At 65.7% G+C, this 16,136-nt stretch carries 13 protein-coding genes; 5 read left to right on the top strand and 8 right to left on the bottom strand.

Annotated features, from left to right (window positions below):
* Positions 1-9: 9 nt before the first annotated feature.
* Positions 10-1,380: a class II 3-deoxy-7-phosphoheptulonate synthase gene (locus tag AC13EK_RS19275; protein ID WP_004208138.1), complete on the bottom strand. Its 1,371-nt coding sequence runs from the start codon at positions 1,378-1,380 to the stop codon at positions 10-12.
* A 127-nt stretch (positions 1,381-1,507) separates the two neighbouring features.
* Positions 1,508-1,873: a Rap1a/Tai family immunity protein gene (locus AC13EK_RS19280; RefSeq protein WP_017502598.1), complete on the bottom strand. Its 366-nt coding sequence runs from the start codon at positions 1,871-1,873 to the stop codon at positions 1,508-1,510.
* A gap of 153 nt (positions 1,874-2,026) precedes the next feature.
* Here AC13EK_RS19280 and AC13EK_RS19285 point away from each other — a divergent pair, with 153 nt between their 5' ends.
* Positions 2,027-3,040, top strand: a complete 1,014-nt coding sequence (locus AC13EK_RS19285; RefSeq protein WP_069335746.1) for a 2-hydroxyacid dehydrogenase — start codon at positions 2,027-2,029, stop codon at positions 3,038-3,040.
* Here AC13EK_RS19285 and AC13EK_RS19290 read toward each other — a convergent pair.
* Entirely contained in the window at positions 3,021-5,909 is a 2,889-nt protein-coding gene (locus AC13EK_RS19290; RefSeq protein ID WP_069335747.1) for a CHAT domain-containing protein, read from the bottom strand. The genes AC13EK_RS19285 and AC13EK_RS19290 overlap by 20 nt on opposite strands.
* A gap of 63 nt (positions 5,910-5,972) precedes the next feature.
* Positions 5,973-7,475 (bottom strand): cysteine--tRNA ligase, encoded by a 1,503-nt coding sequence (gene cysS, locus AC13EK_RS19295; RefSeq protein ID WP_419183505.1) that lies wholly within the window; start codon positions 7,473-7,475, stop codon positions 5,973-5,975.
* Positions 7,476-7,572: 97 nt separating this feature from the next.
* On the opposite strand from cysS, the gene AC13EK_RS19300 reads away from it, so the two are divergent.
* The 3 genes from AC13EK_RS19300 (at position 7,573) to AC13EK_RS19310 (ending at position 9,568) form a co-directional block, all read left to right on the top strand.
* Positions 7,573-8,334 (top strand): MerR family transcriptional regulator, encoded by a 762-nt coding sequence (locus AC13EK_RS19300; protein ID WP_069335749.1) that lies wholly within the window; start codon positions 7,573-7,575, stop codon positions 8,332-8,334.
* 251 nt (positions 8,335-8,585) lie between these two features.
* Positions 8,586-9,278, top strand: coding sequence for a Bax inhibitor-1/YccA family protein (locus tag AC13EK_RS19305; RefSeq protein ID WP_069335750.1), 693 nt, complete (start codon positions 8,586-8,588; stop codon positions 9,276-9,278).
* A 2-nt stretch (positions 9,279-9,280) separates the two neighbouring features.
* Positions 9,281-9,568, top strand: a complete 288-nt coding sequence (locus tag AC13EK_RS19310) for a TFIIB-type zinc ribbon-containing protein (protein ID WP_069335751.1) — start codon at positions 9,281-9,283, stop codon at positions 9,566-9,568.
* A 78-nt stretch (positions 9,569-9,646) separates the two neighbouring features.
* Here AC13EK_RS19310 and AC13EK_RS19315 read toward each other — a convergent pair whose 3' ends face one another.
* The 3 genes from AC13EK_RS19315 to AC13EK_RS19325 are packed head-to-tail and all read right to left on the bottom strand — an operon-like array spanning position 9,647 to position 13,964.
* A complete protein-coding gene (locus AC13EK_RS19315; RefSeq protein ID WP_284113870.1) occupies positions 9,647-10,042 on the bottom strand; it encodes a hypothetical protein in 396 nt (131 codons plus the stop codon).
* 17 nt (positions 10,043-10,059) lie between these two features.
* Positions 10,060-12,855, bottom strand: a complete 2,796-nt coding sequence (polA, locus tag AC13EK_RS19320; protein WP_069335753.1) for a DNA polymerase I — start codon at positions 12,853-12,855, stop codon at positions 10,060-10,062.
* Between the two features lie 50 nt (positions 12,856-12,905).
* On the bottom strand, positions 12,906-13,964 hold the full coding sequence (locus AC13EK_RS19325) for an FUSC family protein (protein WP_234791917.1): 1,059 nt from the start codon (positions 13,962-13,964) through the stop codon (positions 12,906-12,908).
* Between the two features lie 138 nt (positions 13,965-14,102).
* Between AC13EK_RS19325 and AC13EK_RS19330 the strand changes: the two genes are divergently transcribed.
* Positions 14,103-14,906 (top strand): transporter, encoded by an 804-nt coding sequence (locus tag AC13EK_RS19330; RefSeq protein ID WP_069335755.1) that lies wholly within the window; start codon positions 14,103-14,105, stop codon positions 14,904-14,906.
* 61 nt (positions 14,907-14,967) lie between these two features.
* Here the strand turns inward: AC13EK_RS19330 and AC13EK_RS19335 are convergent, their stop codons facing one another.
* A complete protein-coding gene (locus AC13EK_RS19335; RefSeq protein WP_069335756.1) occupies positions 14,968-16,116 on the bottom strand; it encodes a serine hydrolase in 1,149 nt (382 codons plus the stop codon).
* Positions 16,117-16,136 lie beyond the last annotated feature (20 nt).

A 16,136-nucleotide genomic window follows, 5' to 3' on the forward strand; every position in this document is an offset into this window, starting at 1 on the left:
CCTTTTTCGTCAGGCCGCGGCGCGGCGTTCCTTCAGTTCCTCGTTCAGCATTTCTGCCAGCAGGAAAGCCAGTTCCAGGCTCTGCGCCGCGTTGAGGCGGGGATCGCAATGGGTGTGATAGCGATCGGCCAGGCCTTCGTCGGTGATCGCGATCGCACCGCCGGTGCATTCGGTCACATTCTGGCCGGTCATTTCGGCATGGATGCCGCCGCCAAACGTCCCTTCGGCGCGATGCACGGCAAAGAAGCCGCGCACTTCGGCCAGGATGCGGTCGAACGGCCGCGTCTTGTAGCCATTGGCCGCCTTGATGACATTGCCGTGCATCGGGTCGCAGGACCAGACCACCGAATGACCCTCGCGCTTCACCGCGCGCACCAGCTTGGGCAGGCCGGCCTCGATCTTGTCATGGCCATAGCGGGTGATGAGCGTGATACGCCCGGCTTCCCGCTTCGGGTTCAACAGGTCGAGCAGGCGCAGCAATTCGTCCGGCTCCAAGGTCGGGCCGCACTTCATGCCGATCGGGTTGCCGATGCCGCGCAGATATTCGACATGCGACGACCCTTCGAAGCGGGTGCGGTCGCCGATCCACAGCATGTGCGCCGAGGTGTCATACCAGTCGCCGGTCAGGCTGTCCTGACGGGTCAGCGCCTGTTCGAACGGCAGCAGCAGCGCCTCATGGCTGGTGTAGAAGCTGGTGCCGCCAAGCTGGGGCACGCTATCCGCGTCCAGGCCACAGGCACGCATAAAGTCGAGCGCCTGGCCGATCTGGTCGGCCATCGCCTCGAACTTCGCGGCCCAGGGGCTGCGACCCATGAAATCGAGCATCCAGCCATGCACCCGGTCGAGGCTGGCATAGCCGCCGGTCGAGAAGGCGCGCACCAGGTTCAGCGTCGCCGCCGACTGGTTATAGGCGCGGATCATCCGCTGCGGATCGGGCTCGCGCGCCTCGGGCGTGAAGGCGATGTCGTTGACATTGTCGCCGCGATAGCTGGGCAGTTCCACGCCGCCGATCGTCTCGGTATCGGCCGAGCGGGGCTTTGCGAACTGGCCCGCCATGCGGCCGACCTTCACCACCGGCAGCTTCGAGGCGAAAGTCAGGACGACCGCCATCTGCAGCAGCACGCGGAACGTGTCGCGGATATTGTTCGGATGGAACTCGGCAAAGCTCTCGGCGCAGTCGCCGCCCTGCAGCAGGAAGGCTTCGCCGTTCGCGACGCGGCCAAGATCGGCCTTCAGATTCCGTGCCTCGCCCGCAAAGACGAGGGGCGGAAACTGGCCAAGCTGGGCCTCTACCGAGGCAAGCGCCTCCTGGTCCCGATAAAAGGGCATCTGGATGCCCTTATGCTCCCGCCAGCTTTCCGGCGTCCACTTCGCCGCCACGTCGAGTCTCCTTCACGTCAAAAAAATAGGGGCCGCATCTACGCGCAACCGCCCGGCAGGGCAAGTTCATAGCGGTTGCGGCGCCTCTTTGCGCAAGGATACTATCGATCAGACTGATCGAGCGGCTTTATTTCTGGCAGGGATAGCGATCGTTGAGGGCGATGCTGACCAGCGCCGACGCCGCAGCACCACGCTGATCGGGGTAGCGCTCCAGATAGGCGACCACGGTGCTTTTTACATCCTCGGCCGCCATCCGCTTGGGCCAGCAGACGGTGCGGGCGCGGCCCAGGAACATCTCCTTGCGGATGCCGTCGGTCGCCCCGGCGATATATGCGGTGCAGGCCAGCTTATATTCCGGCGCCTTGTTGCGGCATTTTGCGAGCAGGCTGGTGCCGGTCTCGAACATGTAGATGCCGCCTTCGTCCGATGCGGGCGGTGGCGGCGGAACCTTGCTCGATGACGCGGCGGCGATCGCCAGCAGAAGCGCAAACATGGGGGCGGGGCACTCATATCGGATCGTTGAGGATGCGACGCAAAGTGCCGTCTTTGCGATAGCCTGTCCAACCGGACTGGCCGACATGTGAAACGGACTGGCTCAGTATATGCCGCGGCTTGACGATGGCGGGCGGGCGGGCACTATGGCGCCATGCGCATCGCGATCTTCGGCACCAAGGGCTATGACCGGCATTTCCTGTCGGCCGCCAATCAGGGACATGAACTGCATTTCCTGGAACCCCGTCTGGACGCGGATACCGCGAGCCTGGGCGAAGGGTTCGAGGCGGTCTGCGTGTTCGTCAACGACCGGCTGGACGCGGCCGTTCTGGCCAAGCTGGCGGCCGGCGGCACGCGGCTGATCGCGCTGCGCTGTGCCGGCTATAATAATGTCGATCTGGTCGCGGCGGCGGAACTGGGGCTGACGGTGGTGCGGGTGCCGGCCTATTCACCCCATGCGGTTGCGGAATTCACCGTCGCGTTGCTGATGGCGCTCGACCGGCGCATCCATCGCGCCTGGGCGCGGGTGCGGGAAAATAATTTTGCGCTCGACGGGCTGATCGGCCGCAACCTCCATGGCCGGGTGGCGGGCGTGATCGGCACCGGGCGGATCGGCGCGCTGGTCGCCCGCACGCTGAAGCTGGGCTTTGGCTGCGAGGTGCTGGCAAGCGATGTGATCGAAGATCCCGACCTGCTGGCGATGGGCGTGCGCTATGTGCCGCCGCGCGACCTGCTGGAACAGGTCGACATCGTCTCGCTCCATTGCCCGCTCACCCCCGATACGCGCCATATCATCAATGCCGACGCGATCGGCCGGGCGCGCGATGGGCTGGTTATCGTCAATACCAGCCGCGGTGCTCTGATCGACACGCAGGCGCTGGTGGCGGGGCTCAAGTCACGCAAGATCGGCGGTGTCGCGCTCGACGTCTATGAGCAGGAGGCCGACCTGTTCTTCGAGGATCTGTCCAACGAGATTATCGAGGATGATCTGTTCCAACGACTGCTGACCTTCCCCAATGTGCTGGTCACCGGGCATCAGGCATTCCTGACCGAAGAGGCGCTGGCGAGCATTGCCGAGACGACGATGGCCAATATCAGCGATTTCGCCGCCGGTCGTCCGCTCGCCAACCGGGTCGATCCGCAAGCGGCTATTGCCCCACGAGGATGAAGGGCGCCCAGACATAGGGCTGCACCGCGTCCGGCTTGCCGGACCGGATCAGCTTCAGCATCGCCCGTTGCAACGCCACGCCGCGATAGGCGCCGCGCCGGTTGGCCTTGACCGTCTCGACCGTGATGAAGGTGCCGGCATCGTCCCGCACCGGCCAGTGCGACACCAGCAGGGCGCCGGCGCCGGCATAACGGAACGCCTGGGCCAGGCCGGAATAGGTCTGGGCCTGGGCGCTGCTGCCGGCGGCGGTGTTGCACGCCGACAGGATCACCCAGTCGGCGCCGATCCGCATCTGCGCCACTTCCGATGCCGTCAGTATCCCGTCATTGCCGGAATCCGTGTCGGGGGGCGACAGCAGCAGGGCCGGTTCGTCCAGTCCCTCCATCTGGCCGCCGACCAGACCATGGGTGGCGAACAGCATGACCGAATAGGGGCGCAGGTCGCTGGAGCGCAGGATCGCCTCGCTGGCGTTCGCGCCGATCAGCAACCGGGCATGATCGGGGCCGAAATAGCGCGCAACCGATTGCAATTCCTCGGCCGATCCGGGCAGGGGCGGCAATTGCGCCAGCGTGGCCGCGCCGTCGCCGCGCGGCTTCAGGGCGATCGCCTGCGTTTCCTGCGAAAAGGGCAGGGGCGCGCCGATGCCCAGCATCCGGTCATCCTGCGCCGCCAGCTTTTGCGGCACGACGGGGCGGAAGCCGCTGTCGATCCGCAACGCATAGCGCCGGATCAGCCAGGGGGTGTTGCGGTCGATATGCTGCACCGGCTTTTGCGGCAGCATGGCAAAGGGCAGGGCGGCGAAAGCGCCGGTCGGTACGACCCGCAGGCGCGGCGTCTTGCCCAGCGCGGCTTGGACATCGGGCGTGAAGATCTGGGTGTAGAGGATATGGGCGCCTTCCTGGTCGAAGCCGGTGGCGCTCAGCGATGCGCGCAGTCGCGCGATCCGGCCGACCAGATCGGCGCGCGTTTCCTGCGCCCGGATGATGGCGGTCCGTTCGCGGCTGACGGCCAGGATATAGACGCCGTCAAAGGCAGGCGTCACCGCCAGCAGCGCTTCGTCCGCCGCCAGATTGGCTTGCAGCGATGCCAGGTCGGGCAGGGCGCCGCCGCGCGCCTCCAGCCATCGGGGAAAGTCATGGGCGATCGCGGTGCGGTCGGCATTGACCTCTTTTGCCAGGGTGGCGCGACTGGCGCGAGCGGTGGCGACGCCCTGGTCGCGGGCGAGCGCCTGCAGCAACAGGCTGTCGGCGGCCTGCAGCGCGCGGGTCCGGTCCTGCAGCGCGCGGACCCGGTTGCCCAGTGCGGGGTCGTCCACCATCCGCTGCGCGACCAGATGATTGGCCTGGACGATGCCTGATCCGGCAAGCAGGGCCATGGCATCCATCGCCAGCCCGGCGTCGCGCGCCTGTGTCGCGATCGCCAGCACGCTGTCCAGCGCGGCGCGCTGATCCTCGGTCAGGGCGCCGTCCTCCTGCAGGCTGAGGCTGGTGCGCAGCAGCGCGATCAGCCGGCAGGCCGCATCGACGCTGTCGCCGCCATTGGCCCAGGCGGACAGCATGCCGGCATTGGCGATGGCGAAGCCGGGCAGATTGTCGAGTTGGCGGGTCTCCCGGTCGAAATCAGCGGCGGCGGCGCGCGCCTCGTCCATCCGGCCGGCCTGGATCAGCGCGGGGATCAGAAAGGGATAGACGCGCTGCCCCATGTCGCGATCCTCGGCGCTGCCGGTGCGGCCACGCGCCAGCGCGGTCTGTAGCCGGCTGATCGCTTCTTCCCTGCGTCCCTGGGCGAAAGCGGCGACGCCGGCAAAGGCCAGCGCGCGTGCGGACTGCGGACTGGTGTCACCTTCGATGTCGCGAAAGCCGCGCTCGGCCTCCAGAAACAGCGGTTCGGCCTCGTCATAGCGTTCCAGCGGCAGCAGCAGATTGCCGAGATTCTGCAGCGCGAAGTCAAAGGCCAGGCTCTTCGTGCCGCTGGTCTCGCGCTTGATCGCGATCGATCCTTCCAGATAGGCGAGGCTTTCGTTGCGCCGCCCGGTGCGCGAGAGCAGCAGGCCGAGCGCTTCGAGCGCGCGGGCATAATTGGGATGCTTGCGATCGACATGGTCGGTCGCGGTATCCACCGCCAGACGGGCATAGATTTCCGCCTCGGCATCGCGATCCGCGCGCGAGAGCATCTGCGCATACATATAATAGGCGCCGACCGCGTCCGCGCTGTTCTGGCCGCTGGCGGCGACCCGCGCCTCCATGCTGCGGCGCTGCGCCTCGACCGCCTCGCTGTTGCGGCCAAGCCGGGACAGTGCCTGGGCATGGGCGAAGGCGATGTTGGATTTCAGCATCATCGCCGATTCATCCAGCGCCTTGGGATCGGTGCGGGCGAAATAGCCGTCGATATAGCGGCTTGCTTCAGCCAGCGTCTCGACCCCGGCGCCGATCTGGTTCAGCGTGACCTGGACATAGCCTTTGATCGACAGGCCCTGCATCCAGTAGATCGGATAGGCGTCGCGGAAGGGCGACAGCAGGGCAAGGCCGCGGTCCGCATGAGCGAGCGCATCGGGGTTGCGGCCGTCGATCTGGTCCATCGACGACAGGTTGATGAGCGCGACGCCCGCCAGCGGATGGGCCTGGCCCTGCACCTTGCTGTGGGATGCCGCCGTTTCGAGCGCTGTCCAGGCGTCGCGCGTCTTCTGCGACATGGACAGGGCATAATCATCGCTCTCGAACAGCGCGTCGGCCTTGTCCTCCAGCGCGTAGAGCCGGGCATAGCGCGGATCGTCGGTGCGGAAGGCAGGCGGCGGGGCGGCGGCAGCGGGCAGCAGCGCGGGGCCGGCCAAGGCCAGCAGAAACGCGCCCGCGCGCGCGGAAAACAGCATGATGCGCCCCACTTTTCTCGACCCGATACCGTCTTGGGTCGAACCCAGGACGGCGTCAAGCCATCAGGCCAGCGTCAGGCGCCAGTCCCAGCGCAGCGGATCGCCGTCCATAACCTCGACCCCGCGCGCGATCAGCGCGTCGCGAATCTCGTCCGACAGGGCGAAATCCTTCTCGGCGCGGGCGGCGGTGCGGCGTTCCAGTTCGGCCTCGATCTCTTCCGGCGTGATCTGCGCATCCTTGGGCTGCACCCGCAACTCGGCGCGGGTGAGGTCCAGCAGGCGCAGGCCCAGCGCCTGGTCGAACGCGGCGATGAGGCAGAGCTTCTCGTCCACCGGCACCTTTTTCATGCTGATCGCTTCCTCCAGCAAAGGCAGCGCGCGCGGCGTCATCAGGTCGTCGGCGATCGCGGCGTCGAACTGCTCCAGCAGCGGCACCAGCTTGGGGTGGAGATTGGCACGCAGATAATCGAGCGTCACTGATTGCCAGGTGATGCCCTCGGCCCGGCTTTTCAGCCCCTCGACGCCCATGACCAGCCGCTTGAGGCGGGTCAGCGCGGCGGCGAGATTATCGGCGCTAAACTCCAGTTCGCTGCGATAATGGGCGCCCAGGCACAGCAGGCGATAGGCGATCGGATGCACGCCGGCATCGACCAGGCTGAACAGGGTGGTGAAGCTGCCCTTCGACTTCGACATCTTGCCCTGCCGGTCGACCAGGAAATTATTGTGCATCCACCAGCGCGCGCCGGTGAAATCGGGCTGCGCATCCGTGCAGCCGCAATAGGCTTGGTTCTGGGCGATCTCATTGGGATGATGGATCTCGCGATGGTCGATGCCGCCGGTATGGATGTCGAAGGGCTGGCCCAGGCGCGCCTGGCTCATGACCGAGCATTCCAGGTGCCAGCCCGGCGCGCCCTTGCCCCAGGGGCTGTCCCATTCCATCTGGCGTTGCTCGCCCGGCGGCGACTTGCGCCAGATCGCGAAGTCGGATGCGTTGCGCTTGCCCGCCACCGGATCGATGCGGGCATGGGCAGCATCGTCGCGACCGCCGGCCAGCGCGCCATAATTGGGCACGGTGCTGCTGTCGAAATAGAGGCCGCTGTCCAGTTCGTAGCAATGCGCGTCGGCGATCTTCTGCGCAAATTCGATCATCTGCGGCACATAGTCGGTCGCGACCGTCCATTCGCTGGGCGCCATGATGTTGAGGTCGGCGATATTGGCCTTGAATGCTTCGGTGTAATGGGCCGCGATGTCCCAGATGCTCTTGGCGCTGGCGCGGGCGGCGGCCTCCATCTTGTCGTCGCCGGCGTCGGCATCCGACGTCAGATGGCCGACATCGGTGATGTTGATGATCTGGGTGACGTCCAGCCCCTTCCACAGCAGGGTCCGGCGCAGCGTGTCGACGAACACATAGGCGCGCAGATTGCCGATATGGGCATAATTATAGACGGTCGGGCCGCAGCTATAGACGCGCGCATGGTTGGGCTCGATCGGCGCGAACGGCTCGATCGACCGGGTCAGGCTGTTGAACAGGCGCAGGGGCGCGTCGCTATGCTGGTCTTGGCTCATGGCGCCAGCCATGTCGCGAGACGGCGCGATCGTCAACGGGGCGGGCACCGCAAAAAAGCGCTTGAACTTGACCTTGGGTCAAGCGGTAGCAAGGGGCATGACCGAGATTCTGGATATTGCCGCCGTCGCCCGCGCCACCGGCCTCACCAGCCGGGCGCTGCGTTTCTATGAGGCGCGCGGGCTGATCGCGCCGCTGCGCACCGCGTCGGGGCGGCGCCTGTTCGGCCCGGCCGAGTTGGCGCGGCTGCACGAATTGCTGGCGCTCAAGCGGGCGGGGCTGAGCCTTGCCCAGATCAAGACTTTGTTCGACGGCCGGCCGATCGACCTTGGCGCGCTGCTGCGCGCGCAGGTCGCGGCGATCGACGCGCAGGCGCAGGAACTGGCGCAGGCGCGCAGCCATCTGGAAACCGCCTTGTCCCGCATCGACCGTGGCGAGCCGCTCGATGCCGCGACCCTTTGCTCGCTGATCCGCAGTGGAGAAAGCATGACCATGCAAGAAGAATGGAAGGCGGTCAGTGGCCGCTATATCAGCGCCCAGGCCGAGGCCGACTTTGCCGAGACGATGCCCAGGATGCCGGCCGATTTCGATCAGGCGGCCTATAGCGCGCAATGGGCTGACCTCACCACCCGGATAGAGGCGGCGCTGCCGCTCGATCCGGCGAGCGCGGCGGCAGGGGCCCTTTATGACGAATGGCAGGCGCTGCTCGCGCCCTTCACCGCCATCGCCACGCCGGCGATGATGGAGGGGGTGACGCGGATGTACGATCATGTCGATGAGTGGAAGGACGAGCGGCAGCCGCCCTTCGCATCGGCCGTGTGGGACTTCATCCGCAGCGTCGGGGCGGCGCGGCAAATGTAATAAATTGTTGCTTGGGCGGTGGCGCCTTGCGCGATCGTCCGGGCGACCCGATATTGGCTGTGCGGACCGGGCCCCTCTGGCGACATGGATCTCTTCCCCCTTGATCCAGGTCGCGATGTCGGACCGCATCGGGTGCGCCCGGTGCAGGTTTTGTGGCAATTCCCCCCTCTTTTTGCCGCAGGAGACCGCACCGGGCTCACTCGAACCACATTTATGATGGAGTGAGTGAAGCCGTGAACAATCCCGTACGCATGCCGGGCTATGGTGCCAGCCAGACGGCGCAGACCGATGCTGGCCTGCGCGCGCACATGCTCGGCGTTTTCCGCAACATGGGCATCGGCCTGGTCATTACCGGCCTGGTCGCCGCCCTGGTAGGCAATACCCCCGCGCTGGCCGCCGCCATCTATGGTACGCCGCTGAAGTGGGTCGCGATCTTCGCGCCGCTGGCCTTTGTCTTCTTCTTCAGCTTCCGCATCGACAAGATGACGACGGCTGGCGCGCGCACCGCCTTCTACGCCTTCGCGGCGGTGATGGGCGTGTCGCTGGGCAGCGTCTTCCTGGTCTTCACCGGCGGCAGCATCGCCCAGGCCTTCTTCTCGGCGGCGGTGATGTTCCTCGCCATGGCGCTCTGGGGCTATACCACCCAGCGTGACCTGACCAAGATGGGCAGCTTTCTGATGATGGGCCTGATCGGCATCGTCGTCGCCAGCCTGATCAACATCTTCATCGGCTCGTCGGCCATGGCGATGGTCATCTCGATCATCGGCGTGGTGGTCTTCACCGGCCTCACCGCCTGGGACGTGCAGCGCATCAAGTCGGAATATTTCTATTATGCCGGCCATGAGGTGGCGCAGAAGATGCAGGTGATGGGCGCGCTGTCGCTCTACCTCAACTTCGTCAACCTGTTCCAGATGCTGCTGAGCCTGACCGGCGAGCGCGAATAAGCATGCGTGACCAGGCCACCGTGTCGGCCATGCTCTGCCCGGTCTGCCATGTGGGGCTCCACATGAGCGACCGGCAGGGGGTGGAGATCGACTATTGCCCGCAATGTCGCGGCGTCTGGCTGGACCGGGGTGAACTCGACAAGATCATCGAGCGTTCCGCCCAGCCGGCCCCGGCCCCGGCGCCCGCCGCGCCGCAGATGAGCTACCGCCCGGACCGCGAATATCGCGACGACGGGCGCGGCTATCCCAAGAAACGCCGGAAGAGCTTTCTGGAAGAGCTGTTCGATTGAGCAAAAGGCCGGTCCCGATGGGGCCGGCCTTTTTCTATGAATAATAACGTTGCAAGCCGTCTATCCAGATCGGTGATCTCATTTGTCCGCCAGACCAGATAGTTCGATCATGCGCTCGTTGTAATGTTTCGTATATTCATATGATCCCAACTGAAAGCAGCGCCGATCCGATCCGTAGACATCGGATGTGCCCTCAATCGCACGTATCCCGTTTCTCCTGACGAGTTCGCCGTATGTGCGATCGAAGTCCAATTGCCCAATTCTGTGCGTGGAAACGAGGAGAGTGATCCCGTTTATGCCCAGAAACCGCCTGTCGCCGGTCTTGGCCGCCAAATCAGCCTCACGATGTGGATCTGCCCCAGCCTTAACATCCTCAAGCTCGCAACCCAAAGCTTTGATGGAATCGGTATATACCTGCTTCGCAGCGTCTGATGGATCGCCCGAATTTTTTGAACAGGCGGTCATCATAAGCATTGCGAGGGCGGTATATCTCAATGCGCCGCGCCCCAACTCGGACCGGTGCCGATTTCCACGCCCAGCGGCACGGACAGGCTGAGCATCGGTTCCGCCGCGCTTTCCATGACCTGGCGGATCACCTTGCTGGCGGCCTCGACATCGGCTTCGGGCAGTTCGAACACCAGTTCGTCATGCACCTGCAACAGCATGCGCACGCGCGGCAGGCCGGCGGCTTCGAGCGCCGGGCCCATGCGCGCCATCGCCCGCTTGATGATGTCGGCACTGGTGCCCTGGATCGGCGCGTTGATCGCGGCGCGTTCGGCGCCCTGCCGTTCGTGCTGGACCGGCGCCTTGATGCGCGGGAACCAGGTCTTGCGGCCGAACAGGGTTTCGGTGAAGCCGTTGGCGCGTGCCTTTTCCAGCGTCTCGTTGATATAGACGCTGATGCCGGGGAAGCGCTCATAATAGCGGCTGATCATGTCCTGCGCCTCGTCGGCGCTGATTTCCAGCCGGCCGGCCAGGCCCCAGCGCGAAATGCCATAGAGGATCGCGAAATTGATCGTCTTGGCGCGGCCGCGCGTGTCGCGATTGACCTCACCGAACAATTCCATGGCCGTGCGGTTATGAATATCCTCGCCCTGTTCGAACGCATCCTTGAGCGCGGGCACGTCGGCCATGTGCGCGGCCAGGCGTAGCTCGATCTGGCTATAGTCCGCCGCCAGGATGACATTGCCGGGTTCGGCGACGAAGGCGTGGCGGATCTGCCGGCCGATCTCGGTGCGGATCGGGATATTCTGCAGATTGGGGTCGGTCGAGGACAGGCGGCCGGTCTGGGCGCCGGTCAGCGAGTAGCTGGTATGAACCCGGCCGGTGTCGCGGTTGATCTGCTGCTGCAGCGCGTCGGTATAGGTCGATTTGAGCTTGGAAAGCTGGCGCCATTCCAGCACCAGTCCGCAAATGGCCGAGCCTTCCGCCTTGAGCTTCTCCAGCACGGTGACGTCGGTGGAGTAGGTGCCGCTCTTGCCCTTCTTGCCCCCTTTGAGGCCCATTTCATCGAACAGCACGACGCCCAATTGCTGCGGCGATCCGATGGTGAAGGGATGGCCGGCCAGTTCGTATATCTCGGCTTCGAGGCCAGCGATCGACTGGGAGAAGCTACCCGACAGGCGGGACAGGGCTTCGCGGTCGACCTTGATGCCCTGCCGTTCCATGCCGGCCACCACCGGGATCAGCGGCCGGTCGACCAGCTGGTAGACCCGCGTCGCGCCTTCGGCCGGCAGGCGGCCCGACAGCTTGTGCCACAGGCGCCAGGTGACCTCGGCATCCTCGGCGGCATAGGCGGTGGCCTTGTCGAGCGGCACATGGGCGAAGCTGATCGCCTTCTTGCCGGTGCCGGTCACCTCCTTGAAGCTGATGCAGGTGTGATTGAGGTGGACGCTTGCCGCCTCGTCCATGCCATGGCCGCCCAGCGACTTGCCGGCGTCGAGGTTGAAGCTCATCACCATCGAATCGTCGATCGGCGACACCTCCAGCCCGACGCGGGCGAGGACGTTGAGGTCATATTTAATATTATGGCCGACCTTGAGCACCGCATCGTCGGCGAGCAGGGGCTTGAGCAAGCGGATCGCGTCGTCGAGCGCGATCTGCTGCGGCACTTCGCCGAACATGTCGTCGGCGGAGCGATGGGCGAGCGGGATGTAGCAGGCGCGCCCCGGCCCGGTGGACAGGCTGATGCCGACCAGGCCCGATTCCATGCTGTCGAGCGCATCGGTCTCTGTATCGACCGCGACCACGCCCAGCGCGCGGGCTTCGTCGATCCAGACCTGCAGCGCCTCGACCGTGGTGACGGTTTCATAGAGGGCGCAGTCGATCGGCGGATGCTCGACCTCGATTACCGCGGGGGGCGGCGCGTCGGCGCTGCTGGTCGCAGCCGCTGCACTGGCGACGGCGACCGCTGCGGCCGGCGCGCCGAGGCGGTTGAGCAGGGTCTTGAAGCCGTGATGCGACAGGAAGGCCTGCAACGGCTCCTTGGGAATGCCCTTCAAGGTCAGGTCGTCCAGCGGCTCTGGCAGGTCCATGCTGTCATGCAGCGCGACCAGCCGGCGCGACAGGCGCGCCAGGTCGGCATGGGCGATGAGGTTTTCCTGCATCTTCGACTTCTTCATAGCAGGGGCCGCATCCAGCGCCGCTTCCAGCGTGCCATATTCGGTGATCAGCTTGGCCGCGGTCTTGGGGCCGATGCCCGGCACGCCCGGCACATTGTCGACGCTGTCGCCCATCAGCGCCAGCACGTCGCCCAGTTGCTCGGGCAGCACGCCGAACTTGCCCATGACATAGTCGGCGCCCCGCCGCTCATTCTTCATCGTGTCGTACATGTCGACGCCGGGCTGGATCAGCTGCATCAGATCCTTGTCGGAACTCACGATGGTGACATGCCAGCCGGCGCGCACGGCGGCCTGGGTGTAGCTGGCGATGATGTCGTCCGCCTCGAACCCGGCTTCCTCGATGCAGGGAAGCGAGAAGGCGCGGGTGGCGTCGCGGATCATCGGGAACTGGGGCACCAGATCCTCGGGCGCGGGCGGCCGGTTCGCCTTATACTGATCATACATGTCGTTGCGGAAGGTGTGGCTGCCCTTGTCCAGCACGACGGCCAGATGGGTCGGCCCTTCGGCCTTGCCCAGTTCCTCGGCCAGCTTCCACAGCATGGTGGTATAGCCATAGACCGCGCCGACCGGCTGGCCATGCTGGTTGGTGAGCGGCGGAAGCTGGTGATAGGCGCGAAAGATATAGCCGCTGCCGTCGACCAGATAGAGATGATTCTGCTGAGACATGGGGCAGGGGATAGCGGGGATTGGTCCGCCGCTCCAGTGCCCGCCGCCGCTTATACCCCGCCGCTCTCGCCGCTGGCCGGGGCGGTCACTTCGTCGGCGCGCCGGCCGCTCAGCAGATGGCCGACCAGCAGCACCGGCATCAGCACGGCCATGCCGATGAAGATCGCCATCAGCCGCTCGACGCCGGGTTCCAGCACCAGCTGGTCATATCGGTCGGGCACCAGCATCACCAGCACCGCCAGGGTGAACTGGGTGCCGACATAGCGATGGGTCGGATCGCCATTTTCCAGATGCCGGCCCAGCATCACGCCGATCGCGGTGGCGCCGAGCAGCAGCGCCATATTGTCGGCACCCGCGACCAGGAAGAAGGCCGCGAACAGGGCGCCGCCGATGCAGCCGATCATCCGTTGCAATATGCGCTGGCTGACCGGGGCGAGGCCGCTCGACCCGATGCCCGTGACCGGCAGCAGCATCACCGCCATGATCATGATCGCGCCCTGCGCCAGCGCGGGCACAGGAATCCAGGCATTGAGCGCCACCAGCAGCGCCAGCGCCACGCCGGCTTGCAGCGCGTGGCGCAGCGAATCCCCGTGCCAGCCCGCGCCGGTCGCGGCGGGCGTGCGCTTGGCCGGCCAGCGGCGGCGCAGAGTCAGGGTGGAGGCCAGGCTGACGATCAGGCTGGCGGCGATACCGGCGAGCGTTTCGAGCACGCGGGTCTGGACGAATTCGGGCAGGGCGATCGCGGGATGCTCGATCTTGTCGAGCACGACCATGGCATAGGTCAGGCCGAAGAAGAGCCAGGCATAGGAACGGCGCGAGGTGATCGCGGCATAGAGGCTGATCGTCCCCATCAGCGCCAGCGCCGCGGCGGCGGCGGGCCAGTAGCCGACAATGAAGGGCGCGCTGCCCAGCGCGATCAGGCCGCCCGCGACCGTACCGATAATCCGCAGCACGCCGCGCGCCAATGTTTCGGCGGCATGGCCGCGCATCACCATATAGCCGGCAAAGGCGGCCCAGGAGACATGGGTGGCGCCGAGCAGATGGGCGAGCAGGATCGCGCCCAGCACCGACAGCGCGCATTCCAGTTCATCGATGGTGCGCGGCGTCACGCGGTCGAGCAGCGAGGAAAAGGGGCGCGGCTTAGGGACTTAGTGCCGCAGCGGGACAGTAAAGGCCAGTGCGGGATATTTGCTGCTTCCTATCCGTTTCGTTGCGCTGGAAACAGATTGGGAAGGGGAGGGCATGTGATGCGGGCATGGAGCGCGGCGATCCTGATGGCGATGGCGGCGCAGGGTGGTGCGGCCTGGGCGCAGGACCAGCGGGAATTCTGCGCCGACCGGCCGGGGCTTGATACCCCGCCCTGCACCATGGCGCCGGGCAAGGTACAGGTCGAACTGGGGCTGGGCGACTGGACCCGCGAGCAGGATGCGGAGAACCGCATCGACACTGTGAACTTCGGCGACGCGCTGCTGCGCATCGGCCTGACCGACAGCCTGGAAGCGCAACTGGGCTGGACCGCCTTTGGCCATGTGCGCACGCGCGATCGGGTAACCGGCGCGGTCGAGAAGGACAGCGGCATCGGCGACATGCGCGTCGCATTGCGGCAGAATCTGCGCAATCCCGATGGTTCGGGCTTCTCGATCGCGGTCATGCCCTATGCCAGCCTGCCGACCGGCGGCGACGCGATCGGCGATGGCGACTGGGGCGCCGGGATGCTGGTACCGATCAGCTATGATCTGGGGCAGGGTTTCAGCCTGCTGGCAACGCCGGAAGTGGATGCGGCGGTCGATGAGGATGGTGACGGCAGGCATCTCGCCTATGGCAGCGTCGCCGGGCTGGGCTTCGATATCAGCGACAGCCTGTCCGGATCGATCGAAGCGTCGCTGATGCGCGACGATGATCCCGATGGCCATGCCACCCAGGCGCTGGCCGGGCTGTCGCTGGGCTGGCAGGCGGGCGACGACATGCAGTTCGACTTCGGAGGCAATCTGGGCCTCAACCACGATAGTCCCGATGCAGAACTCTATGTCGGCGTCGTCAGGCGCTTCTGACCCTTAGAGCGTCCTCCGATTAGGGTGAATCGGAGGATGCTCTAATTTTCTTCAAAATGCTCTAGCGCTTCTCATGATTGGCGACCACCGCGCGCGACACGGCCTGCATCAGTTGCCAGCGTTCGGGGATCGACACGGTGGTGCTGCCGATCATCACCGCAACCGCATAGCTGGTGCCGTCGGGCGCGGTCATGATGCCGACATCATTATAGCCGGTCGATCGCGGCGGCAGATCCTGCCCGGTGCCGGTCTTGTGCATATAGGTCCAGCTATGGGGGACACCGCCCTTGATCCGTTGCGGCCCGGTCTTGGCTTCCTCCATGAAGTTCATCAGCACGCGTGCCGATGCGGAAGAGAGCATGTCGCCTTCCTTCAGCTTGGCCAGCGCCTGCACGATCGATGCCGGCGCGGCGCCATCGGGCGGGCTGGCGAGATAATTGTCGAGCGCCTTCTGCCGCACCGACATGGGCAGCGCGGCGCGGGCGGCGTAGAAATTGCGGCCGATCGAATAATCCTGCCGCCAGTCGAGGCCGGCGGTGGTCGATTGCAGCAGGCGTTCGCCTGGACCAAAGCGGATATTGGCGATGTGGCGGCGCGCCAGATAGCCGCGCACCGCATCCGGCCCGCCGACCGCGCGCAGAAGCGTGTCGTTGGCGGTATTGTCGCTCTGCGTCATCGCGCGGCGCATCAGGTCGGAATAGGTGGTGGTCCAGCCGCTCGATCCCACCATCGCCGCGCTCGGCTGGTGGAACAGGGTCAGATCCTTCTTCGTGATGGTGGTCGAATCGGCGAGACGGATCTTGCCGCGATCAACCGCGTCGAGGAAGGTCATCGATACCCACAGCTTCGACACGCTCTGCTGCGGGAACAGGGCATTGCCATTATAGGCGACGGTCCAGTCCGCCCCGACCCGGCGCACCGCGATGCCGACCTTGCCACGGAAGCTCTGGCCCAGATTCTGGATCACGCTGACGAGTGCGGGCGAGGGCTGCTCGCGCTGGTCGATATCCTTGAACGGGGCGGGGGGATTGGCGACCTGCTTGATCGGCCATGTGTTGGTCGTGGGCTGCACCGTCTGGCGCGGCGGATTATTCGGTCGCGCGCTGCTGGCCTGGGCACCCGGCTGGGGGGGCGCGCCGACGCAGGCGGACAAGGCAACCACCGCAAGCACAAGGCGCGACGAGACGCGCCTGCTATCATTCGAACTCATCACTAACCCCGCGCTTCAAG

Source organism: Sphingobium sp. L-44, from assembly GCF_056859495.1.